A 26,260-nucleotide genomic window follows, 5' to 3' on the forward strand; every position below is an offset into this window, starting at 1 on the left:
CTCCCTCTCGGCTTTCTTGGTGTTTGGCGGTCCCAGGGTATCAGCGCCGCCTACCGCGCATCCAGAAAGGCCAGCAGGTCGCGGTTGAAGCGGTCCATGTGGGTCAGGAACAGCCCGTGCGGCGCCCCTTCGTAGACGGTCAGCGTCGCGTTCGGCATCAGCTCGGCGGTTTTCCGCCCGGTGATGGCAAGCGGGCTGGACACGTCCAGGTCACCGTGGACCAGCAACGTCGGCACGGCGATCTCCGGAAGCTCCCGCCGGAAGTCGGTGGACGTCGTCGCCCGGTGGCAGTCCAAAAGCGCCTTCATCGACGCTTGCAGGACCATCGACTTGACCCAGGCCATCATGCCGGCCGAGCTGTCCGCCGTCATGAAGGGGCGAATGTTGTCCTCCAGCCATTTCGGAAAGTCCCGCATCAGACAGTCCGAGCGAAAGGCCTCGAAGACGGCGGGGTCGATGCCATCGGGATTGTCGTCGGTGCGGGCGAGCATCGGGGTTACCGTGCCAACCAGGACCGTTCGGGAAACGCGGCCGCTGCCATGCCGGCTCAGGTAGCGGACGATTTCCCCGCAGGACATGGAATGGCCAACCAACGTGACGCCACGCAGATCCAGCGTGTCGAGCAGGGTGGCGAGGTCGTCGGCCAGCCGGTCAAAGTCGAAGCCGGTCCCCGGATCGCTCGACTGGCCATGACCACGGCGGTCATACGCGATGCAGCGGTGGCCGTGCTCCGTCAGCGCCAGCATCTGATAGGCCCAGGAGTCGGAGTTCAGCGACCAGCTCGACAGGAAGACAACGGGATTCCCCCGCCCCCAATCCCGGTAGAAGAGCTTCACGCCGTCGTCGGTGTGGATGAAGCCGGGCTCGGCCGGGCCGGCGGGGGACATCGATGGCACGCTCATGGTCGGTGCTCCTGCGTTCGGTGAGGCTGCGGGACGGGAAGGCCGGTGCGTCACGCACCGGCCGGAACCCGGTCCAGGAAGCCGGTCACCGAGCGGATCCGTCCATCGGCGGCGAGCTGGACGAAGTCGGTGCCGATGACCACGGGCTCGGCCCCCGCCAACCCCAGCGACCAGGAGAAGCGCACGCGGTCGTTGTGACCGTCGGGCGTGCCGTGCAGGGCGAAGCGGACGTTCGGGAACCGCTGCTGCACGGCCTCGATCAGAGCGTCTATGTCCGCATGGCCGTTCGCCCGCACCATCGGGTCGAGGTAATGCGCATCCTCGGTCCAGTGCTCAGCGAGCAGCGCACGCCGGCGGGTCGGGTCGGTTTCGTTCCACGCGGCGATGTAATGCTGGGCGACAAGGGCGGCGTTCGTCATGGCAGGGCTCCTTCTTGGGGCGTTGCCCGGATCGACCGGACGCCCACAGCATCGCCGCTCATCGATCCGCCCGCGATTACGTGACAGGTAAAGAAAAGGCTCTTGTCGCGGTCTCCCGCCTATCCGCCTGTACCAGTGATCGCGGAGCCAGGAGGGAGTACGATCGGGCTCGCAAAGGCCAAGGGAGCCCCTGCGATGACTGAAGCCGCGGCCGTTCACTGGGCGAGCGGTGACCTCTATGAACCCTACGTGGGACGCTGGAGCCGTCCGGTTGCCCACGCGTTGCTCGGCTGGCTGGACGCCCCGACCGGACTCGACTGGCTTGACGTGGGCTGCGGCACCGGAGTGGTGGCGGAGGCCATCGCCGGGCGATGCGCCCCCAAACGCCTGGTGGGGATTGATCCGTCGGCCGGCTTTCTCGACTTCGCACGTCGGCGCTTGCAGGACTCAGGCGCCGAGCTGCTTCAAGCCAATGCCCTTGGCCTGCCATTTCCCGCCGCCCGGTTTGATCGCGTGGTGTCCGGCCTCGTCCTCAACTTCGTGCCCGATCATCCGCTCGCGGTGTCCGAGATGGCGCGGGTCGTTCGACCAGGCGGCGAGGTGGCGCTCTATGTCTGGGATTACGCGGGCAAGATGGAGTTGATGCGCCGCTTTTGGGATGCGGCGATCGCACTGGACAGGCAGGCCCTTGGGTTCGACGAGGGGCAGCGTTTCCCGATATGCCAGTCGGATGCCTTGCACCGGCTGTTCGATGACGCCGGCCTTTCGCAGGTGAAGACCCTTGCGATCGACATTCCCACCAAGTTCCGCGACTTCGACGATTACTGGACCCCGTTTCTCGGGGGGCAGGCGCCGGCACCGGCCTACTGCATGTCGTTGGACGAGGATAGCCGGGCCGCGTTGCGCGAGCGCCTGCGGGCGTCCTTACCGGCTCAGGCGGACGGCAGCATCCACCTTGTCGCGCGGGCCTGGGCCGTGAGGGGCCGCAAAGGCTGACGAGAAAGGACACGCTTAGCTTTTCAGTTTATAGCCCGTGCGGAAAATCCACCACACCACGGCGAGACAGATCACCAGCATCAGCGCGGTCATGGCGAGGCTCAGGGCCACGGGAACGTCAGCGGCGCCATAGAAGCTCCAGCGAAAGCCGCTGACCAGATAGACGACCGGGTTGAACAGGGTGACCTGCTGCCAGAACGGCGGCAGCATGCTGATCGAATAGAAGCTCCCGCCCAGAAAGGCCAGCGGCGTCACGATCAGCATCGGCACGATCTGCAACTTTTCCCACCCATCGGCCCAGATGCCCAGGATGAAGCCGAGCAGGCTGAAGGTCACCGACGTCAGCACGAGGAATGCGACCATCCAGAACGGGTGGGCGATGGAAAAATCCACGAACAGCCGCGCCGTCAGCAGGATCAGCGTACCGAGGATGACGGACTTCGTCGCCGCCGCCCCGACATAGCCGATCACCGTCTCGAAAGCGGAGATGGGGGCCGACAGCACCTCGTAGATCGTGCCGGAATAGCGCGGCATGTAGATGCCGAAGGACGCGTTCGACACGCTCTCCGTCAGCACCGACATCATGACGAGACCGGGGACCAGGAACGCGCCGTAGCTGACGCCCTCGACCGACGCGAAGCGTCCGCCGATGGCCGCCCCGAAGACGATGAAGTACAGCGACGTGGAGATCACCGGGCCGGCGATGCTCTGGAACAGCGTGCGCCAGGTGCGGGCCAGTTCGAAGACATAGATGGCCTTGATCGCATGGAGGTTCATGCCCGCTCCTTCACCAGGCTGACGAAGATCTCCTCCAGGGAGCTTTCCTCGGTGCGCAGGTTCGTGAAATCGATGCCGTGGTCGCCCAGCTTGCGCAGCAGCCCGGCGATGCCGGTGTGCTCGTGCTGCGAATCGAAGCTGTAGACCAGTTCCCGCCCGTCGTCCGACAGGGTCAGGGGATAGCCCGCGAGTTCGGCCGGGATGGCGTCCAGCGGGCTTTGCAAGTGCAGGGTCAGCAGCCGCTTACCCAGCTTCTCCATCAGCGCGGCCTTTTCCTCCACCAGGATGATCCGCCCGCCGGAGATCACGCCGATGCTGTCGGCCATCTCCTCGGCTTCCTCGATGTAGTGGGTGGTCAGGATGATGGTGACGCCGCTTTCGCGCAGGCGCCCGATCATCTCCCACATGCCGCGGCGAAGCTCGACATCCACCCCGGCGGTCGGCTCGTCCAGGAACAGGACGCGCGGCTCGTGCGACAGCGCCTTGGCGATCAGCACGCGCCGCTTCATGCCGCCGGACAGCGCCATGACCTTGGTGTCCTTCTTGTCCCACAGGGACAGGTCCTTCAGGATCCTCTCGATCAGCGCGGGGTTGGGGGGCTTGCCGAACAGGCCCCGGCTGAAGCTGACGGTCGCCCAGACGCTCTCGAACGCCTCGGTCGTCAGTTCCTGCGGGACGAGGCCGATCAGGGAGCGCGCGGCGCGCCAGTCGCGCACGATGTCGTGGCCGTCCACCGTCACGCTGCCGGCTGTCGCCCGGACGATGCCGCAGACGATGCTGATCAGCGTCGTCTTGCCAGCGCCGTTCGGGCCGAGCAGCGCAAAGATCTCGCCACGGCGAATGTCGAGATCGACACCCTTCAGGGCTTGGAAGCCGGATGCGTAGGTCTTCTCCAACCCACGGATCTCAATGATCGGCTGCATGTCTCCCCTCGGCTTGCGGGTCCGCCGGGTGCCGGCGCCACCAGAGCGGGGCACCATAGCCTTTGCCGGCGCCGGGCGGAATCCGAACATGAGGGGGCGGCAAGCAACGTTGCCGCGACAGCGTCGCCTCAGTCTCCCTCTTCACCCCGGCGCCAGTAAGCGACGGCAAGGTGCTCGTGCGCTTGCAGGCGGCGTTCCTCGCGCAAACAGCTGCGGATCGCGCGAAACGCCTGATACTCGCAGGCTGCCCAGGCATAGACCCGCGATCCATCGTCGGGAAAGGCGATGCCACGCACCGCGTCGGCCAGCAGCGTTGTCGTGCCGGCCGGGGCGCCGTTGCGCAGCAGCCACTCGACCTCGATGTCGGCCTTCACGGTCAGCGGTTGGATATCGCCGGCGTCCGCCACCTCGATCACCGCCCTGCCCCGCGCGCCTTCCGGGAGGTGTTCCAGCATGCGCGCGATGGCCGGCAGCGCCGTTTCGTCGCCCGCGAACAGATACCAGTCGGCCTCGACCAGCCCGCCGCCGCCGGGACCGACAATCCCGACCCGGTCGCCCGGCTTTGCCCGCTCCGCGAAGGTCGAGCCCGGACCGGCGTCGGCGTGGAGCACGAAGTCGATGTCGAGCGTGCCTGCCGCCAGATCGAGCGACCGCACCGTGTATTTTCGGAAAAGGGGGCGATGCTCGGGATCCGCCCACTGGATGAGCCCGTTCCGGCCGACGGTCGGCCATTGCGGCTCCGACGCGGCGGGATGCTGAACAAGGATGTTGAGGTGGAGCGCGCTCGTCGGCGCGAAGCGGGCGACATCCGCCCCGGAGAGGGTGAGGCGGCGCATGTGCGGCGTCACGTCACGGACGCCCACGACCTGAAGGATCTGGAAGTTGGGCGGCCGCAAGATGTCGCCGCCATCGCCCGCCCACGCGATCTCCGGAACCGGCCCCTCGGCGAATTCCAGGACGTGGGAGGCGATGATCGACCGCATGTGGTAAAGGCCTTCCAAGTCCTTGGTGGTCACCTCGATCAGGGTCGCGTCGCCGTCGCGCGTGAAGCGCGCCTGAGCATCGTGGATGTGCAGGATGTGCGCCCCGTCCCGCTCCTCCGCCCGGCCGCCATGCTCCACCATATGGCCGCAGACGCGAGCGATCACCTCCTCCGGGTTGGAGAGGGCGACGCGGGCGTGTGCAAGACAATCCTTCATCAACGAAACTCCCTTCTTGTGACTGGCTCGATTTGCCCCCCTGCCGCGGCGCGGATGGGGCGCGGCGGCACGACGCCGTCCACCAGGATTTGCAGGCGGCCCTCGGAACAGCGTTCGACGCGCGCCGCGATCCCGTAGACCTCGGCGAGCATTCCCGGCGTGAGAATGTCGGCGGGCGGGCCCGCGCCGTGCAGCCGCCCCCGGGTCAGCACGACGATCTCGTCCGCCCACTGTGCCGCCAGGGCGAGGTCGTGCATCACGGCGACCACGATCCGGCCCGCGACGGCGTAGCCCTTGACGATGCACATGATCTGGAACTGCCGCGCCGGATCGAGCGCGCTGGTCGGCTCGTCGAGGAGCAGGACCGGCGGTGCGCAGGCGATGGCCTGGGCGAGGCTCACCACCTGCTTCTGCCCACCCGACAGCAGGTTGAGCGTGCGCGAGGCCAGATCGGCGACGCCGAGATCCTCCAGCACGTCCAGGGCACGCTCCGCGACCGGCGTTCCGTCGCCGCCTCCTGCCGTCACCGTGATGGCGGCGATCACCGATTCGAGCACGCTCAGCGACACGTCGTCGGGAAGGCTCTGCGGCATGAAGCCGATGGTCGCGGCGCGTTCGGCGGGCTTGAGGCGGGCAAGGTCGATTCCGCCCAGCCGGATCTCCCCCCGCATTCGAACCAGATGGGCCATGGCGCGCAGCAGGGTGGACTTGCCGGCCGCGTTCGGCCCGACCAGCGCGACGAGCCGCCCCGGCACCATCGCGGGCAGGCTCAGCCGCTCGATCACGGTCCGCCCGCCATAGCCGGCGTGCAGGCCGCGCACGGTGAGGGCGGCGTCTTGGCTCACGGTCATCGCCGTCCTCCCTGGCGGCGCAGCACGAGCGCGAAGAAGACCGGCAGGCCCACCAGCGCCGTCACGACACCGATCGGGACCAGCACGCCGGGAATGATCATCTTGGCGGCGATGGAGGCCGTCAGCATGACGAGCGCGCCGACCGCCATGCTGGCTGGCAGCAGGAAACGGTGGTCCTCGCCCACCAGCATCCGCGCGATGTGCGGCCCGACCAGCCCGACGAAGCCGATGACCCCGACGAAGGCGACGGAGATTGCCGACAGCAGGCCGATGCGCAGGAGCGCCGCCGTCCGCAGCCGCTCCACGTCGATCCCCAGGCTTCGCGCGCGTTCTTCCCCCAGCCGCAGGACCGTGAAACGCCAGGATGCGGCCAGCGAGAAGGGCACGCACACGACCAGCACGGCGAGAACGACCGGAACGCTGTGGGCGTTCGCCCGCGCCAGGCTCCCCATGGTCCAGAAGACGAGCTGCTGGAGCGCGTCGGCGGACGCTATGAATTGCAGGAGCGACAGCAGCGCCCCGGCGGTGAAGCCGACCGCGATGCCGAACAGGACCAGGGTCTGCCGGTCCGCGCCAGCGCGTGGATGGCACCGAGCGAGGCGAGCGCGAAGACGAAGGCGCTGGCCGAGACGGTCCAGGCCGGCGGCACCAGGGGCAGCGCCACGCCCAGCACGATGGCGACCGCAGCACCCAGCGCCGCGCAGTAGGACACGCCCAGCGTGAAAGGCTCGGCCAGCGGGTTGCCGAGGATGGTCTGCATCTCCGCCCCGGCCAGGGCGAGCGCGGCGCCGACCAGCAGCGCCATCGCGCTCATGGGCAGGCGGACCTGCCACACGATCACCTCGGCGGTGCGGGACACCTCCTGCGCGTGGAAAAGCGCGGCCAGGGTGTCCCGCACGCCCAGCCCCGACGGCCCCGTGGTGAGGTCGGCGAGAAAGGCCAGCGCGCCCGCCGCGCAGAGCGCCAGGATGAGCGCGACACGGCGCCGGAGCGTCCGGCGATGGTCCAGCAGGGCTTCCCTGCCCGACGAGATCCTGCCCGATGCGATTCTCATGGCCGCGCGCCGCCCGCCTCGTCCTTAAGGCCGATCCAGAAGGTCCCCTCGACCGGAACCGCCAGGAAGCGGCGGTTGATCTCGGCCAGCGTTTCGGCGGGATCGAGGTCGGCGAACAGATCGGGATGGCTCCATGTCGCGAAGCATTCGAAGGCGAGGACGCTCAGCGCCGAGATCGCGAGCTGGTGCGACACGGCGAAGGCGCGCCCCTCGCGCACCGCCGCAAGCTCGCCGAGGAGGTTGCGCCCCAGCACCGCCCGCAGGGAGGCCCGCGCGCTCGCGGCGTCGATCCCACCCCCGAGGGCGAGGCCGCCCTGCGCCGCCAGATGGGGGGAGCCGGTGCCGATATAGACGTCCGGTTCGGCGCCGAGCACGTATTCGGTGCTGAGCTGGCCGTCGTAGCCGGCCACGAAGTCCGAACCGATGTTGTGGCCACCGGCGAGTTGCAGATCCTGCGTGATGCGGTTGCCCCGGCCGGGCGTGTAGCAGCAGAGCGCCCCCGCATGGACATCCATCAGCACCTTCGGGCGTTCGGCCGTCCCCGCCAGCCGCTCGGCCACCATCCGGTAGCGCGAACGGACGAACTCGGCGAAGGCGCCGGCCTGTTCCTCCCGCCCGATGGCCTTTCCCAGAAGCTCGATGGAGAAGGCCGTGGCGTCCGCCGGGCTGCGGGTGGCGGTGGAGGGGCCGTCGAGGAAGAGGACCGGCACCCCGGCGGCTTCCAACTGCCGCGCCAGATCGTCCCAGCCCGGCTGCCAGATGCGGACCACGAACAGATCCGGCTGAACGCTCAGCAGCGCCTCCATGGAAACGTTGGACGGCACCACGGCGCCGACGACCGGGATGCGGTCGATCGCCGGGAAGCGCCGGCGGAAGGCGTCGTATATCCCGCGATCCACGCGCTGCGGCGCCGCCCACCCCGCCAGACGGGCCACCGGGTCCGGGTCGATCAGCGCCAGCGAGAGCAGGATCAGGCTTTCGTTGGTGACGATCCGGGTCGCCGGACGCTCCAGGCGCACCTCCCGCCCGGCGGCGTCGGTCATCACGATGTCGGCCCACGCCGGACCGACGACGCTCCAGGCCAGCACGGCAAGGCAGACGAGGCGGAGCAGACCGGCGGGGCGCCGGGCCGCACCGGCACCGGCGCCCCCCGCCACACGCCGAAAGCGCATGGCCGTCACCATGAGTATTTCAGGCCGGCGGTGACCGTGCGCCCGGCTCCGTAGTTGCAGCTTCCGCCCGTCAGGTCGAGGCAGTGCGAGACGTACTCCCGGTCGAACAGGTTGGTGGCGTTGACCCGCACCACGGCGCCTTCGAGCCGGCTGTTCACCGCGCCGAGATCGTAGCTGATCCCGGCATCGACCATCGCACGGCCCGGAATGCGCAGTTCCGGCAGGTAGGTGCTGTCGCTCTGGTAGGAAGACGTGGCCCGCACGCCGGCGCCCAGCGAAAGCCCCGGAACATAGCCGGGCCGGTAGTTCGCCCACGCGCTCGCCTGATGCTTCGGGAGGCGTTGCATCTCGCGGCCGACCTCGACGACGCTGTTCGACCGCACCACTTCGGAGTCCGAATAGGCGTAGGAGCCCAGCAGGTCGATTTCCGACGTAAGCTCGACCTTGCCCTCGATCTCGACGCCGCGCACACGCTGTTCACCGCTCTGCACGCTGAAGCGCGTGTCGGCCGGGTCGGAGGTCAGCGCGCCGTCCAGGGTGAGGGTGAACAGCGACATCGTCACCAGACCACGCCCGCCGGGCGGCTCGTATTTCACGCCGACCTCGAACTGCTCGGCTGTCTGCGCCTCGAAGGGGCTGCCGCTCCGGTCGGTGCCGAGGACCGGCAGGAAGGAGGTCGAATAGCTGGCGTAGGGGGCGACACCGTTGTCGAACAGGTACGTCAGACCCACGCGCCCGCTGAACTTGTTGTCGTCGGTCGAGACGTTCGGCGTCGTGGACATCCGGTTGGCGGTCTCGATCGAGGACATGTCGTAACGCAGGCCGAGCGTGCCGACCCAGCGGCCGTAGCGGATCTGGTCCTGGGTGTAGAGGCCGACCTGATTCTGCTCCTGCCGTCCGGAACGTTGGTAGGCCGGCACGGGGATGACGTGCCCGTAGGTCGGGTTGAGGAAATCGATGGGCGGCGGCACGGGGTCGCGGAACCCCGAATTGCCGAACTTGGTGTCCGAGACGCCGCGCACGTAATCCACGCCGAACAGCACGGTGTGGCCCAGCGCTCCGGTCTGGAAGGCCGCCTCGGCCTGGGTGTCCACCGCGACGGTCGAAAGCCAGTCCTTGGAAACCGCGGACACCCGGTCCAGCACGTTGGACGGCGGCCCGGAAAAGGCGAAGGCGGGATTGACGATTGCGATGAACATGTCCTGGTCGGCGCGGCCGTAGCGCAGGTTCTGCCGCACCGTCCACGTCTCGTCGAAGCGGTGCGCGAACTCGTAGCCGATCGCGAAGTAATCGCGGTTGAACTCGTCCGCGTTGGGATCGGCGAAGAAGCGGTCACGCGGAATCTGGCCCGCCGGGTTCGGCAGCAGCGTCCCCCGCGCCGGGTAGAAGCGCGCGGAGAAGCTGTCCCGGTCGCGCTGGTAATAGCCGTGCAGGGTCAGAGACGTGCCGCCTTGCGGCTTCCAGGTGATGCTGGGCGCGATCATGATCCGGCGGTCGCGCTCCATATCGACCTGCGTGCCCATGTTCCTGGCCAGCCCGGCGATGCGGTACAGCCACGTGCCGTCGGCCGTCAGGGGCCCGGTCATATCGACCGAGCCTTCGACGCCGTCGAAGCCGCTCGTCTCGACGGCCACCTCGCGGTGCGGCTTTGCCAGAGGCCGCTTGCTGACCTGATTGACGAGGCCGCCGGGAACCGCGCGCCCGTACAGCACCGAGGCGGGGCCCTTCACCACCTCGACGCGCTCCAGCGCGTGCAGGTCGATGCTCGGCGTGGCGTAGTTGTTGGGGTCGCCGGGGAGCGTCAGCCCGTCGAGCCACATGGTGCCGTAGGTGTTGAGGCCCCGGACCCAGAGCCAGTCGTAGCGGATGTCGTAGCCGTTCGCCTCCACGTTCACGCCCGGCGTGTAGCGCAGCGCCTCCGAGACGGAACCCGCGCCCTGCGCGTCCATCTGGCCGCGTGTCACGACGCTGACCGCCTGCGGCGTCTCGATGAGGGGCGTGTCGGTCTTGGACGCGGCGGCGCTCCGCTTGGCGACGATGCCCGTTTCGGGGCCACGGGAACCCTCGCTTTCGACGGTGACGCTGCCGAGAAGGACGGGTCCCGACACCGTGGCGTTCGCGCCGTCGGCGGGCTTGGCGGCTCCTTGCTGGGCGCCCCCTTGCTGCGCAAAGGCGGTCGGCGCGAACACGGCCAGGACGCCGCCCAGCACGGTGGAGGCCAGCAGCAGGGAGCGTCCCCGTGTTCCGGCCGCCGCGACGCCACCGGCCCGCCGGAAGGTCAGGCGGTCCGGATCCGCCGGCCGTCCGCGCTTGGCATCCGCGCTGCGCATGGTCTTGTTCGCTCCCGTCCAGGCCATCTGACACCCCCTCTAATTTATGATAATGATAATCATTCTTATTTCTGGGGGTATGGCATTATGGTATCGCGCATGACAAGGGGGGCGCCTTTGCGCGGCGATCAGGAACGTTTGTCAGCGAACAAAAATTGCGCGGACGCCGTCTCCGGCACTTGATCGCGGAACGCCGCGCGGGAATTGTTGCCCGAACAGGCTCGAAAGGCATCCGGTATGGGGAGTCATTCCTGTGCGCATGGCGCAAGCTTCAAGGACGGTTGCGACAAGCGCGTCCGTGTCTGCGATCTGCTTCAGGGCGGCGGTCTTGTCCTCGACAGCCCGGACAGTCGGATTTCCATGGAGGACACGTTGATCAGCGGCGAACTGCTGCACCAGGAACTGCGCAAGGGCCTGTTCCTGCACGGCGGCAACGCGATCGAGGAACACGCCTTCACCGCCACCTCCTCGCTCCGGAAGGGGCTGTCCTGCATCTTCTTCCTCGACGGCGCGATCGACGTGTCGATCGGCGACCGCCGCTTCGAGTTCCGGGGCACCGAGGGTGGGGCGATGGGGGCCGCGGCCGTCATGAACGTGACGCCGGAACGCTTCCGGAGGGTGTCGAAGGGGCGGCAGCGCGTCCACCACCTCGTGATCTCGGCCACGCCGGAATGGCTCAACCTTGAAGGGATCGAGGCGGTGCAGGACGGGAACCTCGCCGCCCGTCTCTTCAAGGATCATCTCGCGAACCATCGCTGGATCCCGACCCCGCGCCTCGTCGAACTCGTCCGGAGCGTCTTCGCGCCGCCCGCCGTCATGCCGGGACTGCGCAAGCTCTATCTGGAAGGCCGCGCCATCGAGATCATCGCCGAGGCAATCGGCGCCGCGATGCGGAGCGACCGCGCGGAGGGCGGCGACGGCATCCTCGCGCGCCGCGACCGCATCCGCCTGCAACGCGCCATGGACCTGATCGCCGCCCACACGGGCGAATCGCTGAGCGTGGAAAGGATCGCGCGGGAGGCGGGGGTGAGCAGCAGCGGCCTGCAGCGGCTGTTCCGGCTGTCCGAAGGCCTCAGCGTCTACGAATACGTGCGCCGCGTCCGCCTCGAACGCGCCTTCGCGGCGTTGCGGAGCGGGGACGCCTGCGTGCAGGAAGCCAGCGCCATCGCCGGCTATTCCTCCCCCGCCAACTTCGCGACCGCGTTCAAGCGGCGGTTCGGCCTGACGCCGAGCGAGGCATCGGCGTCACGCCAGAGCCGGAGGATCTGACCGCCATGGCGCGCCTTTCCGACCATTTCCTCGATCTGTCGCCGCTGCGCCAGAACCGCGCGTTCCGCCTGCTGTACGGAGCCCGGCTGTCCTCCCTGCTGTCCTACGGCGTCCTGACCGTCGCGCTGGGCGTCCAGGCCTACGGCATCGGGGGTTCCTCGGTCGCCGTGGCGACCCTGATGGCCGTCTCGGCCGTATCCATGGCGGTGTCCTTGCTGGTGGGCGGCGTCCTGGCCGACCGCATGGACCGGCGCCGGATCATCGTGGCGGCGCGCACGGTCTATCTGCTGGCCATCGCCGTGCTGATCGCCAACACGCTGAGCCCCGCGCCCGCCCTCTGGCCGATGATGATCGCCGCCCTGATCGCCGGCCTGACCGGCGGGATCAGCCTGCCCGCCCTCGGCGCCGCGCAACCCATGCTGGTCGAGCGGGACCAGCTGCCGGCGGTGTCGGCGCTGAACTCCATCGCCATTCAGGGGGGCGGCATCCTCGGACCGCTCGTCGGCGGAGTCATGATCGACCAGACCGGGATTCTGGGCGCCTACGGGCTGGTGGCCGCCGGGACCGCGCTGACGCCGGTGCTGCTCGCCCGCCTGCCGAGCCTGCCGCCGCCACCAGATGCCACGACGAAGCCGCTCGTAGCGCTTGCCGACGGTTTCCGCTTCCTGATCGGGAAACGGATGCTGTTGTCGATCCTGTTGATCGACTCCCTCGCCATGCTGATGGCGATGCCCTTGGCGCTCCTGCCCCAGTTCGCCACCGAAGCCCTGGGGATGGGGCAGTCCGCCGTCGGGCTGCTCTACGCGGCGCCTGCGGCCGGCGCCTTCGCCGCCGCGCTGCTGTTCGGCTGGATGCGGCGCTCCACCCGGCCTGGGGTGGCGATCGGCCTCGCCGTCGCCGTCTGGGGGCTGGGCGTGGCCGGCTTGTCCGCCACCAATTCGCTGTGGATGGCGCTCGCCCTCCTCGCCGTCATGGGCTGCGCCGACACCGTGTCCGAGATCCTCCGGAGCGCCCTGATCCAGAGCCACACGCCCGACGCCCTGCGGGGCCGCGTCTTCAGCTTCTGGATGATGCAGGCGACCGTCGCCCCGGCGCTGGGCAACCTGGAGATGGGCATGCTGACCGGCTGGATCGGGATGAAACCCGCCTTGCGCCTGGGCGGAACGGGCTGTCTGCTGCTCAGCCTGGGGATGATCGGCCTGTCACGGCCGTTGCGAACGGCGCCGCTGCACGCCGCATCATCCCCCGTGGCATAGGCGTCGCGTCACCGGGCTTTGGCCGGATCGCCGTACTGCACCGCCTGCCCCTCGACAGGAGCACGGATCCCGAACCGTCCGGCCATCTGCCGCAGGGCGTCGCGGTCCTTCTGGATGGGCACCAGACTGGTGATCGCGAAGGTGGCAAGCTCGCGGTCGGGCGTGTGGGACGCCTCGGTCTGGTAAAGGTCCACGATGCGCTCGTGGAGGCGCAACTGCGCTTCGATGTAGCCTTTGGCGAAGGCCTCGCCGCTCGTTCCGGACAGCGCCTTGACGGCCTCCTGCGCCAAGCCCTCCTGCGCGTTCGCCGGGTTGCTCACCGCCCCGGCGGCGCCCAGGCCGTCGGCGCGCTGCGGCTTCAGCTGGTCGGCGGGCGGCAGCTGGCGGCTGCCGGTCAGACGCTTCAAATGCTCGCCGATCTTCTGATGGGTCTCCGCAATCCCCTTGGCGAGAGCCCTGACGGAGTCGTCCGGCGCCTTCTCGGCCGCAAGCTTCCCGAGTTCCGTCTGGCCCTGGCTGGCCGCAGCCGCCTCCTTGAGGAACAGCGCATCCTCGACGGGAAGGGACTGCCCCGGCTGCGGCGGCAGACGCGGCGTGGTGTCCGGCCGGAGGTTGGCCTGGGACCAGGCGGAACCGGACATCAGAACGGCTCCGAGGGCGGCGGCGGCAACGATCCTGCGCATGGTGGCTTCCCTTCCGTGATCGGTCATCCGGTCAATTGGCGGTAGATGGCGGGCAGCGCCGAGGGCAGGCGCGCGACGTGCGGGAAGATGGCGTAGGCGCCGGGACCGAAGATGTAGGGCAGGTAGTCGCGCCCCTTCTCGTCCACCGTAACGCCGAACAGCTTCAACCCGGCGCGGCGCGCCTCCTGGACGGCCACCCGCGTGTCCTCGATGGCGTAACGCCCCTCGTAATGGTCCGTGTCGTTCGGCTTGCCGTCGGTCAGCACGAGCAGCAGCCGGTGCGTGTGCGGGCGGTCCTTGAGGCAGGCCGTCGCGTGGCGCAGCGCCGCTCCCATGCGGGTGTAGCTTCCCGGCTTGAGCGCCTGGATGCGGCGCACGACGCGGGCGTCCAGGCGTTCCTCGAAGTCCTTCACGGTGCGCACGTCCACCCGATGGCGCCGATGCGAGGTAAAGGTCAGGATGGCGTGCTCGTCGCCGCAGGCCGCCAGCCCGTGCGTCAGCGCCAACAGCGCCTCCTTCTCGACATCCAGGACCCGGCGCTCCTCGATGTAGCTGTCCGTGGACAGGGACACGTCCACCAGCACGCACACCGACAGGTCGCGGGCGACGTTGCGCACCGCCGTGAAGACCCGGTCCGAGCCGACGCCGCCCGCGCGCCGGTCGGCCACCGCGCGGACCAGGGCGGAGAGGTCGAGATCGTCCCCGTCCGGCTGCCCGGTCATCACCTGACGGCGCGGCCGCATGGCCTCGAACTGGCGGCGCACGAGGCGGATGCGGCGCAGCGCGTCGTCGTCGGGCCGCCACTCCTCCCCTTCCAGCGCGGCGGGTTCGGCGATCACGCGGCAGTGGTCGGGATGGTAGCGGCGGCGCTTCCAGTCCCACTCCGGATAGGTGATCTCGGCCCGCAGCGGCTCGACGTCGGTCTCGTCGGAGGTCAGGTCGAGATCGAGCTTGAGCTTGGTCGACGCCTTGCGCTCGTGCTGGCCCACGGCGATCTCGTCCAGATCCTCGGCCGCCTTGCGCGCGCTTTCCTCGTCGTCGTCCTCGACCTTGCGGTTGAGGTTCACCATCTCGGCCAGCCCGAGGATCTTCTCGAAGCGGTTCAGCATCAGCGGGTCGTCGCGCCGGGTCTGGTCGTTGTCCCGGCGCTTGGCCTTGCGGCGCTTGCCGTCGCCCTCCGCCCCGCCGCCGCCTTCCTCCTCCTCATCCTTGGGCGGGGCGCTCCCTTCCGGCGGCGCGGACATCTCGCCCCACAGCGGCACCGGAAGGAACGGGCGGTAGCCGGGGGCCGCCTTGAACCGGTCGAGCGACATCGCCGGGTCGAGGACGGCGGCCGTCAGGGCGGCCGCCTCGGTTCCCGGATCGGGCGGGGTCTCGGATGCGGTCATCAGAACCGTGACCGCATGGTCGATGGCCGCCTCCTGCCCGCGCAGCCGCCGCCTCGGCCGGGCCGCGAGCATGGCTCGGGCAAGCCGCTCGTGGAGGGGACGGAGGCCCGGCCATGCCGCGAGGGCGCGGCGCGTGGCCGCGCGGGCAGCGCGCAGCCGCGCCAGATCGGCCTGGAGGGGATCGGGCCGCGCCTCCGCCGGTGCCGCGTGGGCCAGGAAGGCGGTGAGCCATTCGTAAAGCGCGGCGTTGTCCGCGCGGGACGGGAAGAGGTCAATGCGGTCCGGAAGCTGAAGGGTGACGCCGTCGTAACGGGCGCGCTCCAGCTTCTCCGTCCCGAGCCCGAGGCGCTGCTTCAGGCCGAGGCGATGGCCGGACGCCTCGGCGGCGGCGCCCGCCAGACGGACGGCGCCGGGACCGCCCAGGGCGCGGAACAGCACGCCCAGGCGGGTCCGCATCTCGTCCAGGCGGACCGCCGCCTCCGGATGACGGGGGTAGGACGCGGCGTCCCCGATCAGGCGGTGCCACAGTTCACCGACGAACTCCTCGGGTTCCCAGATGGAGGCCATGCCGTCACCCCAGCGTCAGTTCGGCGACCCTCAGCAGCGCCTTCTTGACCTCCGGGTCGTCGGTCAGCGGCTCGATCATGGCGGCCAGAATCGCCTCGTCCCGAGGCATGCCCGACCGGATCAGCGAGGCGCAGTAAACCAACAGGCGGGTGGAGACTCCCTCCTCAAGATCCTGTCCCTTGAGCGCGCGCAGGGCGTTGCCAAGCCGGACCAGCGGGGCGACCCGATCAGGCTCCAGCCCGCTTTCCTGCGCCACGATCGCGGTTTCGGCCTCGGGCTGCGGGAAGCCGAACTCGATGGCGACGAAGCGCTGGCGGGTGCTGGGCTTCAGCGACTTCAGAATGTTCTGGTAGCCGGGGTTGTAGGAGACCACCAGCATGAATTCCGGCGGGGCTTCCAGAAGCTCACCGGTGCGCTCCAGGGGAAGGAGGCGGCGGTCGTCGGTCAGCGGGTGCAGAACGACGGTCACGTCCTTGCGCGCCTCCACCACCTCGTCCAGGTAGCAGATGGCGCCCTCGCGCACCGCGCGGGTCAGGGGGCCGTCGGTCCAGACGGTGTCGCCGCCCTTCAGCAGATAGCGGCCGGTCAGGTCGGCGGCGGTCAGGTCGTCGTGGCAGGACACCGTGTGGAGCGAACGCCCCAGCCGGGCCGCCATGTGCGACACGAAGCGCGTCTTGCCGCAGCCGGTCGGCCCCTTCAGCAGCAGCGGCAGCCGGTTGCCGTAGGCGTGCTCGAACAGCGCCACCTCGTTGCCGGTCGGCGCGTAGAAGGGAGCGGCCCCAGCCGCCCCTTCCCCACCCGGCCCTTCCATGGTTTGCTCCGGCCCCGCCGCCATCATTCAGCTCCCATCATTCAGCCGGGGCCACGGAGGGCTGGGTGCGCGCGGGCACCTGCACGCGGGCCGGTCCGAAGATCGCGTAGACGAACATCAGCACCGAGATCACCACGAACACGCCGGAGCCCAGGCGCATCCAGTAGAACAAGGCCAGCTGCTCCTGCACCTCCATGTAGGTCATGCCCAGCACGCGTTGCAGATGGATCTGGACGACGCCACCGAAGGTCAGCGTGAAGGTCATGAAGGCCATGGCAGAGGTCATGATCCAGAAGCTCCACATGTTGAGCAGCTGGTTGTACGGCCCCACGTTGCGCAGGTTCGGCATGGCGTAGGTGATCATCGTCAGGTTCAGCATCACATAGGCGCCGAAGAAGGCCAGATGCCCGTGCGCCGCCGTGACCTGGGTGCCGTGGCTGTAATAGTTGACGAACGACAGCGTGTGCAGGAAGCCCCAGACGCCCGCGCCGAAGAAGGCGAAGACCGGCGTGGCCAGCGTCCACAGGAAGGCGGCCTTGTTCGGATGGTCGCGCCGCCCCTTCCAGGCCATGGTGAAGGCGAACACCACCATGGCGAAGAAGGGCGCCACCTCCAGCGTGGAGAACAGCGAGCCGATCCATTGCCAATAGCCCGGCGCGCCGATCCAATAATAGTGGTGGCCGGTGCCCAGCAGGCCGGAGAACAGGGCGAGACCGACGATGGCGTACAGCCATTTCTCGACCACCTCGCGGTCCACGCCGGTCATCTTGATGACCAGGAAGGCGAGGATGGAGGCCATCACCAGCTCCCACACGCCTTCGACCCACAGATGGACGACGTACCACCAGTACAGCTTGTCCAGCGCCAGATTGGCCGGGTTGTAGAAGGCGAACAGGAAGAAGATCGCGACGCCCCACAAGCCCAGCAGCAGGACGTTGGTGATCGCCGTCCGGCGCCCCCGGAACACGGTCAGCGAGACGTTGTAGAGGAAGATCAGCGCGGCGACGACGATGCCGATCTTGACCCACAGCGGCTGTTCCAGGAACTCGCGGCCCTCGTGGATGCCCAGCGTGTAGCCGATGACCGCGCCGAGCGCGCCGACCATCAGAATGGCCAGCTGGACGTAGGCGAGCGCCGGGCTCTCCATGTCGCGCTCCGCCTCTTCGGGGATCAGGTAGTAGGCCGCACCGAAGAACCCGAGCAGGAGCCACACGATCAGCGCGTTGGTGTGGATCATGCGCAGGATGTTGAAGGGAAGGATCTCCGACAGGAAATTCGGCAGGACGTAGACGGTTCCGGCGAGCGTGCCGACCAGCACCTGGACAACGAACAGCACCATCGCGCAGACGAAGTACCAGTAGGCGATGCGTTGAGTGGCGTATTTCATGCCGCGGCTCTCCCCTTCAGCCCGCGTTGTTCGGTGGCCAGCCCTGCGTGTCGATGCGGCTGGTCCATTCGAGGAAGTCGACGAGGTCGTTCAATTCCTGGTCGGTCAGGTTGAACTGCGGCATCTGGCGGCGCCCCTCGACGCCGCTCGGCTGCGACTGCATCCAGGCGATCAGCGCGGTCCGCGCGCCCTCAGCGTCCTCGCGGCCGCCGTAGCGGACCCAGACGTTGCCAAGCTCCGGGGCGAAGTAGGCGCCCTCGCCCAGGATGCTGTGGCAGTTGATGCAGGCGTTCTTCTCCCACACATGCTTGCCGCGGGCGACGCTGTCGCTCAGCGTCGCTTCGTCCGTGCTGGACGTGCGGATGTAGTAGTGGCTGTGGATCGTCAGGGCGACGAAGGTAACGAAGAAGAAGAGCGACCCGCCGTAGAAGATGTTCCGCGCCGCGGACTTCGTAAACCGCTCCGCCATCACCTCCCCCTTGCGTCGTTATGCGGCAGAATTGCGTATCAGCACAAGTAAACACGCAAAAGCAGCGATACGGCCATGGCACAAACGGATAGGGTTGGGTGCACCCGACCGGCTTCGCCGACCAAGCCTTTGAACCGGGCTCCTGAACCGAACACGCGCGTGGAACGTGACGCCACGGGGAGAGTTCCCACCGGGTGCAAACCGGCCGGTTTTCAGAAAAATTCGCGATATATCTGAAATAAAGGATAACTGTGACACAAAAGAGGTATAAGCACGCGGTCCCCAGTATTCTTGACAACGGTCAAGTAAGAGCGGGCCTTCTTCAGTGATGATCGCTTCAGAAAGCAACACACTTCCTGGATCTCATCATGAAGACCAAGACGTTCCTCGCCACGGCCAGCGCCATTGCCCTCCTGACGTTATCGGGGGTCGGCGCCGCATCGGCCACCACGCTGTACGCCGATCCGAAGGTCAAGGAGCCGACGGTCAACATCGTCCAGGACCCGGCGGCGGTCCCGGCGCAGGAAGCGGCGGGCAAGCGCGCGCCCAAGACCCACGACGTCGTCCTGACCACGACCGAGGTCGAGGCCAAGCTGGACGACGGGACCACCTACACCTACTGGACCTTCAACAACAAGGTTCCGGGTCCCATGCTCCGCGTCCGCGTCGGCGACACGGTCAACGTGTCGATGACCAACGCGCCGAACTCCAACATGAACCACTCCGTGGACTTCCACGCGGCCACCGGCTTCCTGGGCGGCGGCCAGATCACCCAGGCGGAACCGGGCCAGACCAAGGAATTCTCGTTCAAGGCGATGGCGCCCGGCGTCTACGTCTATCACTGCGCCACGCCGATGGTCGCCCAGCACATCGCCAAGGGCATGTTCGGCCTGATCGTGGTCGAACCCGAAGCCGGCCTGCCGAAGGTCGACAAGGAATTCTACGTCATGCAGCAGGAAATCTACGCCGCCAAGGCGAAGAACCTGCCGACCGCCGAGGATGACTATGACGGGCTGGTGAACGAGAAGCCCGGTTACCTGGTGTTCAACGGCGCCGTGGGCGGTCTGGTCAAGGACAAGCCGCTGAAGGCCAAGGTGGGCGAGACCGTGCGCATCTGGTTCGGCGTCGGCGGCCCGAACTTCACCTCTTCCTTCCATGTGATCGGCGAGATCTTCGACCGCGTCCACAACATGGGCGACCTGGAGACCACGCCGCAGAAGAACGTGCAGACCGTGACGGTCGCGCCGGGCGGCGCGACGATGGTCGAGTTCAAGGTCGATTATCCGGGCAAGTACGCCCTGGTCGATCACGCGCTGAGCCGCGCGACCAAGGGCCTGATCGGCATCCTGGAGGTCGAGGGCACCGCCGACGACAGCATCATCAAGGACAAGACCGGCGACTCCCGCAAGCAACTCGGTGAAATGGAGCACTGAAGACGCTTGGCGCGCAGGCAGGGAGGCGGGGCGATCCCCCGCCTCCCTGTTTTCGTCGGTGACCGGAAATAAGCGCCGGATCAGCCGCGCAGTCCGGGTGCTTCCTGCCCGGTGCGCGCCACATACTCCGTGTAGCCGCCGCCGTACTGGTGAATGCCCTCCGGCGTCAGTTCCAGCACCCGGTTGGACAGGGCCGCCAGGAAATGCCGGTCGTGCGACACGAACAGCATGGTGCCTTCGTAGGCGGACAGCGCCGTGATCAGCATCTGCTTGGTGTCGAGATCGAGGTGGTTGGTGGGCTCGTCGAGCACCAGGAAGTTCGGCGGGTTGAACAGCATGGTCGCCATCACGAGGCGGGCCTTTTCCCCACCGGACAGGACGCGGCATTTCTTTTCCACGTCATCGCCGGAAAAGCCGAAACAGCCGGCCAGCGCCCGCAGCGATCCCTGGCTCGCCTGAGGGAAGGACGCTTCCAGGGATTCGAACACCGTCTTGTCGCCGTCCAGCAGTTCCATGGCATGCTGCGAGAAATAGCCCATCCGGACGCTGCCGCCGACGGTGACGGTCCCGGTGTCCGGTTCGGTCGAGCCCGCCACCAGCTTCAGGAGCGTCGACTTGCCGGCACCGTTGACGCCCATGACGCACCAGCGCTCCTTGCGGCGGATCGTCAGGTTGAGCCCTTCGTAAATGGTCCGGCTGCCATAGCCCTTGTGCACGTTCTTCAGGACCGCGACATCCTCGCCCGAACGCGGCGCCGGGGGGAAGTCGAACGTCACCACCTGGCGGCGCTTCGGCGGCTCGAAACGCTCGATCTTGTCCAGCTTCTTCACCCGGCTTTGCACCTGACTGGCGTGCGAGGCGCGGGCCTTGAAGCGCTCGATGAACTTCAGCTCCTTCGCCAGCATGGCCTGCTGCCGTTCGTACTGCGCCTGCTGCTGCTTTTCGTTCAGCGCCCGCTGCTGCTCGTAAAAAGCGTAATCGCCGGAGTAGCTGTTCAGCGACCCGCCGTCGATCTCAATGATCTTGGTGACGATCCGGTTCATGAACTCGCGGTCGTGCGAGGTCATCAGGAGGGCGCCTTCGTAGCCCTTCAGGAATCCCTCCAGCCAGATCAGGCTTTCGATGTCCAGGTGGTTGCTCGGCTCGTCGAGGAGCATGGCGTCGGGCCGCATGAGCAGGATGCGGGCGAGCGCAACGCGCATCTTCCAGCCGCCCGACAGGGCGCCCACGTCGGCGTCCATCATCTCCTGGCTGAAACTGAGCCCGGCGAGCACTTCCCGCGCCCGCCCTTCCAGCTCGTAACCGCCCAGTTCGTCGAAGCGCGCCTGCACCTCGCCATAGCGTTCGATGATCGCGTCCATCTCGTCGGCGCGGTCGGGATCGGCCATGGCCGCTTCGAGGTCCGCCAATTCCGCCGCCACGGCGCTGACCGGTCCGGCCCCGTTCATGACCTCCGCGACGGCGGTTCGGCCGGACATCTCGCCGACATCCTGATTGAAATAGCCAATCGAAACCTGCTTCTCGATCGACACCTGGCCAGCATCCGGCAAATCCTCGCCGGCGATCATCCGGAACAGAGTCGTCTTGCCCGCGCCATTGGGACCGACGAGACCGACTTTTTCACCCCTGTTCAGCGCCGCGGAAGCTTCGAGAAAAAGGATTTGGTGACCATTCTGCTTGCTGATGTTGTCGAAGCGGATCATGTGCGGCTGGGTTCCTATGGCGTTGGCGGCCCCTTATGCCACAGGATGCGCGCCGCGATGGAGTCCTGATCGACGTGTCAGCGAAAACGCGTCGGCGAAAACGTGCTTTCGGCATCCTCCCGCGACGATGTCGCGTGACCGGTGTTCTGACGTGAAGAGAGGATGCCCCATGACGCCCCGCCGAACCGCGCCTCCGCCCGTGTCGCCATTCGCCCGCCCCGACGGGTCCTGCCTGGGCCGTCATCCCGAGGAAGAGGACGAGGAGCCCGTGCCGGCCGCGCCGGCGGATCCCGAGGATGCCCCCGTCCAACCGACCGAACCGATGAACCCGGCCTGATCCGGTTGGGCCTGTGACGGGCTTGGCCGGGATCCCCATTGCCAATCGTCATTGCCAATCGGCGGGCCGCGCGCCAGGATTCCCCCGCGACAAATAGAACGCCGGCCAGCGAGCCGGGGAAGGGAGCATGGTGGAGCGCATTGATTTCCTGGTGGTCGGCGCCGGCATGGCCGGGGCTTCGGCGGCGTATGAGCTGGCCTCGCACGGGTCGGTCCTGGTGCTGGAGCGCGAGCCGCAGCCCGGCTATCACTCCACCGGCCGGTCGGCGGCGCTCTACACGCAGACCTACGGGCATCCGGTGGTCCGCGCCCTGACGGTGGCGAGCTGGGACTTCTACACCGCCCCGCCGGAGGGCTTCACCGAACATCCGCTCCTGACTCCGCGCGGCGTGCTGCTGATCGGGCGGGCCGACCAGACGGCGGCGCTGGACGAGGCCTTCGCCGAGGGCCGGCGCCTGACCCCGTCCGTGGAGCGGTTCGACGCCGCCGGGGCGCTGGCCCGCGCGCCCTTCCTGCGCGACGACTATGTGGCCGGCGCCGTGTGGGAGCCGGACGCCATGGACATCGACGTCCACGCCATCCACACCGGCTATCTGCGCGGGCTGAAGGCGCGCGGCGGGCGCGTGGTGACCGATGCCGGCGTGCGGGCGGTGGAGCGGCGCGACGGGCTGTGGGTGGCGACGACTCCGGCGGGGGTGTTCGCGGCCCCCGTGCTGGTCAACGCGGCCGGCGCCTGGGTGGACGCGCTGGCGGAACTGGCCGGGGTGCGGCCCATCGGGCTGGTGCCGAAGCGGCGCACCGCCATCACCTTCGATCCCGTCTTCGCCGATCCATCCGAAGCCGGCGGGCTGAACGGCTGGCCCATGGTCATCGACGTGGACGAGCAGTTCTACGTGAAGCCCGACGCCGGGCGTCTGCTGCTGTCCCCCGCCGACGAGACCCCGGTGGAGCCCTGCGACGTGCAGCCCGAGGAATTGGACATCGCCGTCGCGATCGACCGCATGGAACAGGCGGCCCGTTTTTCCGTTCGGAGAATCGCGCACAAATGGGCGGGCCTGCGCAGCTTCGTCGCCGACAAGGTGCCGGTCGCCGGCTTCGACGACGAGGCGGCGGGCTTCTTCTGGCTGGCCGGACAGGGCGGCTACGGCATCCAGACCGCCCCGGCCATGGGCCGCACCGCCGCCGCGTTGGCGACCGGCGGCGCGTTGCCGCCGGAGGTCGCCGCGCTCGGCGTCAGCGCCGCCGACCTGGCGCCGTCCCGGCTTCGGCGTGAGTGAGGGAGGGATCGGGTATGACGAAGGCTTGGCGCAGGGCAATTCCGGGGATGTTCGCGGCCGGACTTGCGGCGGCCTGCGCCAACCCGGCCGCCGATCAGGCGATGTACGCGCAGAACGCGCTGGTCGGCATGCCGAAACAGACCCTGCTCTCCTGCGCCGGGGTGCCGGACCGGCAGGCCACGGCCGGCAACCTGGAGTATTTCACTTACCAGAGCGGCCGGCTCGTCTCCTATCCGGGCTGGGGCGGGTACGGCGGCTACTGGGGGCCGCGCTATTACGGTTACGGATACGGCTGGCCCGCCGACATCGCCAGCGTCGATTGCGAGGCGACTTTCACTCTGCGCAACGGCGCCGTTGAACGCATCGTCTATGGTGGTGCGTCCAGCGGAACGTCGCGGCTCGGCCAATGCTACGTCATCGTGCAGAACTGCATCGCCATGGTTCCCCAACAGACACCACCGGCGCCGCGCAATCCGGCTCCCTGAGCGAACCTGTCCATGCGACATCTCGCCACTGTTGCGTGACGGTCGCAATGCGACGATTTGGTTGCGGTTCTGTAGCAACCCTAAAAAAATTCTGGTAATACCCCTCCAGGCATACGCCAAAATATCAGCGATATCCAAATCTTTGCCTTGGAGCGAACCCTATGACTTTCCTGAAGCGCGCCGCCGCCGCCCTGCTGGCGACCACGGCTCTCGCCGCCGTTTCCTCCCCGTCGCTGGCCCAGGATTTCAAGGGCAAGTCCGCTGGTGACATCCTGATCCGCGGCCGCGCCGTCGCCGTCCTGCCGCAGGAGAAGGGCACCCTGGACGCCGGCGCGCCGTTCAACTCCGGCATCGGTCAGGCCAACGTCGGGAACGACTACATTCCGGAACTCGACGTCTCCTACTTCTTCACCGACAACATCGCGGCCGAGCTGATCGCCGGCACCAGCCGCCACAAGGTTTCCGGTTCGCTCATCACCGGCAACAACATCAACATCGGCAAGGTGTCGCTGCTGCCGCCGACCCTGACCGCGCAGTATCACTTCTTCCCGAAGGAGCGCGTCAGCCCGTACATCGGCGCCGGCATCAACTACACCCTGTTCTACAACGAGGACGCCGCCAACAGCCGCAACGCCGACGGCTTCAGCGTCACCAGCACCAACTACAAGAACAGCTTCGGCTGGGCCCTGCAGGCCGGTGTCGATGTCGCTCTGGTCGGCAACTGGTCGCTGAACTTCGACGTGAAGAAGATCTTCCTGAAGACGGACGTCACCGCTTCCGTCAACAACGCCGTTTCGGTCAAGTCGGACGTCCGCATCGACCCGTGGCTGGTCGGCATCGGCGTCGGCTACCGCTTCTAATCGGTTCCGCAAGAATCGGTTTCAGAAGACGGGAAACGGGCCGGGTACTCCTTTCGGGGTGCCCGGCCCTTCCTTTTTTGCACCTTCCGCCGAGGCTGCCGCTGGGGGAGCATCGTCCCACGCGATCATCGCGAGGGAGGGTCCAGCGCCATGCATGTCGCCGCCGTCTTGAAACGGAAGGGCAGCACCATCGTCACCGCCAACCCGGAAGACCGGGTGGCGGCGGTCGCCCGCAAGCTTGCCCAGCACCGGATCGGTGCCGTGCTGGTGATGAGGGGCGACAGCACCCCCGCCGGCATCCTGTCGGAGCGCGACATTGTCCGCGCCGTGGCCGCCGAAGGCGCCGACGCGCTGAACCGCGCCGCGTCCGAACTGATGACCCGCGAACTGGTCACCGGGCGCCCGACCGACACCGTGTCGCAGATCATGGCCGTGATGACAGAACGCCGCATCCGCCACGTCCCCATCCTGGACGAGGGACGGCTGGTCGGCCTCGTCAGCATCGGCGATGTGGTCAAGGCCCGGCTGGACGATGCCGAACTGGAGGTCGAATCGCTGCGCGGCTACGTCGCCACCATACGGTGACAGACGCCGGAACCAAAAGGCCGCCGGAAAACAAAAAGCCCCGCGGCAACGCCGGCGGGGCTTTTTGTTGGTCGTGAGTTCCCGGGCCGCGAGTTCTCGTTTATGCGGAGTGCGACTGCGGGAAGGCCATGGCCGCCTGGGTGCGGTTGCGCACGCCCAGGGACTTGAAGATCGCGGTCATGTGAATTTTGACCGTGCCCTCGGACAGGCCAAGCTCATGCGCGATCTGCTTGTTCGACTTGCCCTCGCGCAGACGGTCCAGCACTTCGCGCTGGCGCTGGGTGAGGAGCTGCTCCAGCTGCGGGTCGGCCGGCGGCACCATGGTACCACCACGGGCTTCCGTTTCCCCGCCTTCGCGCAGCACGGTCGGCGGCACGTACACACCGCCCGAGAAGATGAGATCGAGCGCGCTCAGCATGATCTTCACGCTGGACGACTTCGGGATATAGCCGGCGGCACCGTGCTCCAGCGCGTCGCGCACGTCGTGGTGCGCCTCTGACGCCGACACGACGACGACCTTGGACTCCGGCTGCTTCTCGCGAAGCATTTGGATGCCGGAAAAGCCCGGCCAGCCCGGCATGCGCAGATCGGTCAGGACGAGATCGTACTTCTCACCCTTGCCAGCCATCTCAAGAAGCTCATCGAAGTTGCTGGCTTCCTGGAATGTGGCGCCTTCCTTCAGCTGCTCCAGCAGCCTGCGCAATCCCTCCCGGAAAAGCACATGGTCGTCTCCGATCAGGATTCTCATGAGCGATGCCCCCGTACGCAGTGCTTCAACGTTCCGCCATGTGGCTTCGGAAAGAATGAAGCCCACTTTCAACCATCATATGCCGCAAATACAAAAGATATAAAAAGGCCATATCTAGTGTAATGTCTATTCAGATGTACCACAATTCGGTGTGCCTGAACAACCCGAATTTAACCTTAGTCACACTCATAGGCATTCCGTCTTGGATGGAGAACCGGTCGCAACCCGAAAGCATCCAGACAAAGACGAGGTAGCCTAAAAAACGAGAGGCGCCATCTTAAGGCCGAGACGCCCCAACACAACCAGACCTTATCCCTACGAAAAAAGGCCAGGTTCGGTGCAGGATACACCAAACCCAGCCCAAGGGAATAGGACTAGAA

24 protein-coding genes and 1 pseudogene are annotated in these 26,260 nt (G+C 67.5%); 9 read left to right on the forward strand and 16 right to left on the reverse strand.

Translation table 11 applies throughout. The features are described from left to right. Positions 1–50: 50 nt before the first annotated feature. Complete coding sequence (locus J2852_RS20655; protein WP_209879053.1) at positions 51–902, reverse strand: alpha/beta fold hydrolase; 852 nt, start codon at positions 900–902, stop codon at positions 51–53. Positions 903–952: 50 nt separating this feature from the next. Then, positions 953–1,321, reverse strand: a complete 369-nt coding sequence (locus J2852_RS20660; protein ID WP_209879055.1) for a nuclear transport factor 2 family protein — start codon at positions 1,319–1,321, stop codon at positions 953–955. Positions 1,322–1,516: 195 nt separating this feature from the next. Between J2852_RS20660 and J2852_RS20665 the strand changes: the two genes are divergently transcribed. Then, a complete protein-coding gene (locus tag J2852_RS20665; protein ID WP_209879057.1) occupies positions 1,517–2,317 on the forward strand; it encodes a class I SAM-dependent methyltransferase in 801 nt (266 codons plus the stop codon). A 15-nt stretch (positions 2,318–2,332) separates the two neighbouring features. On the opposite strand, the gene J2852_RS20670 is transcribed toward J2852_RS20665, so the two are convergent. The 7 genes and pseudogenes from J2852_RS20670 to J2852_RS20700 form a co-directional block, all read right to left on the reverse strand. Continuing rightward, positions 2,333–3,094: an ABC transporter permease gene (locus J2852_RS20670; protein WP_209879059.1), complete on the reverse strand. Its 762-nt coding sequence runs from the start codon at positions 3,092–3,094 to the stop codon at positions 2,333–2,335. Continuing rightward, the gene (locus J2852_RS20675; protein WP_209879060.1) at positions 3,091–4,017 is read right to left on the reverse strand and encodes an ABC transporter ATP-binding protein; all 927 of its coding nucleotides are present in this window, start codon (positions 4,015–4,017) and stop codon (positions 3,091–3,093) included. Before J2852_RS20675 ends, J2852_RS20670 begins: the two co-directional genes overlap by 4 nt. Before the next feature lie 128 nt (positions 4,018–4,145). Next, positions 4,146–5,216 carry a siderophore-interacting protein gene (locus tag J2852_RS20680; RefSeq protein WP_209879062.1) on the reverse strand — a complete coding sequence of 357 codons (1,071 nt, stop codon included), beginning with the start codon at positions 5,214–5,216 and terminating at the stop codon, positions 4,146–4,148. Further along, positions 5,216–6,067 carry an ABC transporter ATP-binding protein gene (locus tag J2852_RS20685; protein WP_209879064.1) on the reverse strand — a complete coding sequence of 284 codons (852 nt, stop codon included), beginning with the start codon at positions 6,065–6,067 and terminating at the stop codon, positions 5,216–5,218. Before J2852_RS20685 ends, J2852_RS20680 begins: the two co-directional genes overlap by 1 nt. Further along, positions 6,064–7,121 (reverse strand): annotated as a pseudogene (locus tag J2852_RS32400) (FecCD family ABC transporter permease). Before J2852_RS32400 ends, J2852_RS20685 begins: the two are co-directional and overlap by 4 nt. Further along, positions 7,118–8,293, reverse strand: a complete 1,176-nt coding sequence (locus J2852_RS20695) for an ABC transporter substrate-binding protein (protein WP_209879066.1) — start codon at positions 8,291–8,293, stop codon at positions 7,118–7,120. Before J2852_RS20695 ends, J2852_RS32400 begins: the two are co-directional and overlap by 4 nt. Positions 8,294–8,298: 5 nt before the next feature. Beyond that, positions 8,299–10,623 (reverse strand): TonB-dependent siderophore receptor, encoded by a 2,325-nt coding sequence (locus J2852_RS20700; RefSeq protein WP_209879068.1) that lies wholly within the window; start codon positions 10,621–10,623, stop codon positions 8,299–8,301. A gap of 360 nt (positions 10,624–10,983) precedes the next feature. Between J2852_RS20700 and J2852_RS20705 the strand changes: the two genes are divergently transcribed. Both J2852_RS20705 and entS read left to right on the forward strand, forming a co-directional pair. Continuing rightward, positions 10,984–11,892, forward strand: coding sequence for a helix-turn-helix transcriptional regulator (locus J2852_RS20705; RefSeq protein WP_209879069.1), 909 nt, complete (start codon positions 10,984–10,986; stop codon positions 11,890–11,892). Between the two features lie 5 nt (positions 11,893–11,897). Continuing rightward, a complete protein-coding gene (gene entS, locus J2852_RS20710; RefSeq protein ID WP_209879071.1) occupies positions 11,898–13,148 on the forward strand; it encodes an enterobactin transporter EntS in 1,251 nt (416 codons plus the stop codon). 8 nt (positions 13,149–13,156) lie between these two features. Here entS and J2852_RS20715 read toward each other — a convergent pair whose 3' ends face one another. Genes J2852_RS20715 through J2852_RS20735 form a run of 5 tightly spaced genes read right to left on the reverse strand, consistent with a single transcriptional unit; the run spans position 13,157 to position 18,453 of the window. Continuing rightward, complete coding sequence (locus J2852_RS20715) at positions 13,157–13,831, reverse strand: DUF4142 domain-containing protein (protein WP_209879073.1); 675 nt, start codon at positions 13,829–13,831, stop codon at positions 13,157–13,159. Positions 13,832–13,854: 23 nt separating this feature from the next. Beyond that, positions 13,855–15,786 (reverse strand): nitric oxide reductase activation protein NorD, encoded by a 1,932-nt coding sequence (locus tag J2852_RS20720; protein WP_209879075.1) that lies wholly within the window; start codon positions 15,784–15,786, stop codon positions 13,855–13,857. 4 nt (positions 15,787–15,790) lie between these two features. Next, positions 15,791–16,597: a CbbQ/NirQ/NorQ/GpvN family protein gene (locus J2852_RS20725; RefSeq protein WP_209879077.1), complete on the reverse strand. Its 807-nt coding sequence runs from the start codon at positions 16,595–16,597 to the stop codon at positions 15,791–15,793. A 37-nt stretch (positions 16,598–16,634) separates the two neighbouring features. Further along, positions 16,635–17,984 carry a cbb3-type cytochrome c oxidase subunit I gene (locus tag J2852_RS20730; protein ID WP_209879079.1) on the reverse strand — a complete coding sequence of 450 codons (1,350 nt, stop codon included), beginning with the start codon at positions 17,982–17,984 and terminating at the stop codon, positions 16,635–16,637. Between the two features lie 16 nt (positions 17,985–18,000). Next, positions 18,001–18,453, reverse strand: a complete 453-nt coding sequence (locus J2852_RS20735; RefSeq protein WP_209879081.1) for a c-type cytochrome — start codon at positions 18,451–18,453, stop codon at positions 18,001–18,003. Between the two features lie 368 nt (positions 18,454–18,821). On the opposite strand from J2852_RS20735, the gene nirK reads away from it, so the two are divergent. Further along, complete coding sequence (gene nirK, locus J2852_RS20740; RefSeq protein WP_209879083.1) at positions 18,822–19,886, forward strand: copper-containing nitrite reductase; 1,065 nt, start codon at positions 18,822–18,824, stop codon at positions 19,884–19,886. Between the two features lie 80 nt (positions 19,887–19,966). Here the strand turns inward: nirK and J2852_RS20745 are convergent, their stop codons facing one another. Beyond that, positions 19,967–21,589 carry an ABC-F family ATP-binding cassette domain-containing protein gene (locus J2852_RS20745; protein ID WP_209879085.1) on the reverse strand — a complete coding sequence of 541 codons (1,623 nt, stop codon included), beginning with the start codon at positions 21,587–21,589 and terminating at the stop codon, positions 19,967–19,969. A gap of 169 nt (positions 21,590–21,758) precedes the next feature. On the opposite strand from J2852_RS20745, the gene J2852_RS20750 reads away from it, so the two are divergent. The 5 genes from J2852_RS20750 (at position 21,759) to J2852_RS20770 (ending at position 25,132) form a co-directional block, all read left to right on the forward strand. Next, the gene (locus J2852_RS20750) at positions 21,759–21,926 is read left to right on the forward strand and encodes a hypothetical protein (protein WP_209879087.1); all 168 of its coding nucleotides are present in this window, start codon (positions 21,759–21,761) and stop codon (positions 21,924–21,926) included. A gap of 127 nt (positions 21,927–22,053) precedes the next feature. After that, positions 22,054–23,202, forward strand: a complete 1,149-nt coding sequence (locus tag J2852_RS20755; protein ID WP_209879089.1) for an NAD(P)/FAD-dependent oxidoreductase — start codon at positions 22,054–22,056, stop codon at positions 23,200–23,202. Positions 23,203–23,216: 14 nt separating this feature from the next. Further along, positions 23,217–23,687, forward strand: coding sequence for a hypothetical protein (locus J2852_RS20760; protein ID WP_209879091.1), 471 nt, complete (start codon positions 23,217–23,219; stop codon positions 23,685–23,687). A 161-nt stretch (positions 23,688–23,848) separates the two neighbouring features. Then, a complete protein-coding gene (locus J2852_RS20765) occupies positions 23,849–24,547 on the forward strand; it encodes an OmpW/AlkL family protein (RefSeq protein ID WP_209879093.1) in 699 nt (232 codons plus the stop codon). A gap of 150 nt (positions 24,548–24,697) precedes the next feature. Continuing rightward, complete coding sequence (locus J2852_RS20770) at positions 24,698–25,132, forward strand: CBS domain-containing protein (RefSeq protein WP_209879095.1); 435 nt, start codon at positions 24,698–24,700, stop codon at positions 25,130–25,132. A 100-nt stretch (positions 25,133–25,232) separates the two neighbouring features. Here J2852_RS20770 and J2852_RS20775 read toward each other — a convergent pair whose 3' ends face one another. After that, positions 25,233–25,880, reverse strand: coding sequence for a response regulator (locus tag J2852_RS20775; RefSeq protein WP_209879097.1), 648 nt, complete (start codon positions 25,878–25,880; stop codon positions 25,233–25,235). Positions 25,881–26,260 lie beyond the last annotated feature (380 nt).

This window comes from Azospirillum soli (assembly GCF_017876165.1).
GTDB classification, from domain to species: Bacteria; Pseudomonadota; Alphaproteobacteria; order Azospirillales; family Azospirillaceae; genus Azospirillum; species Azospirillum soli.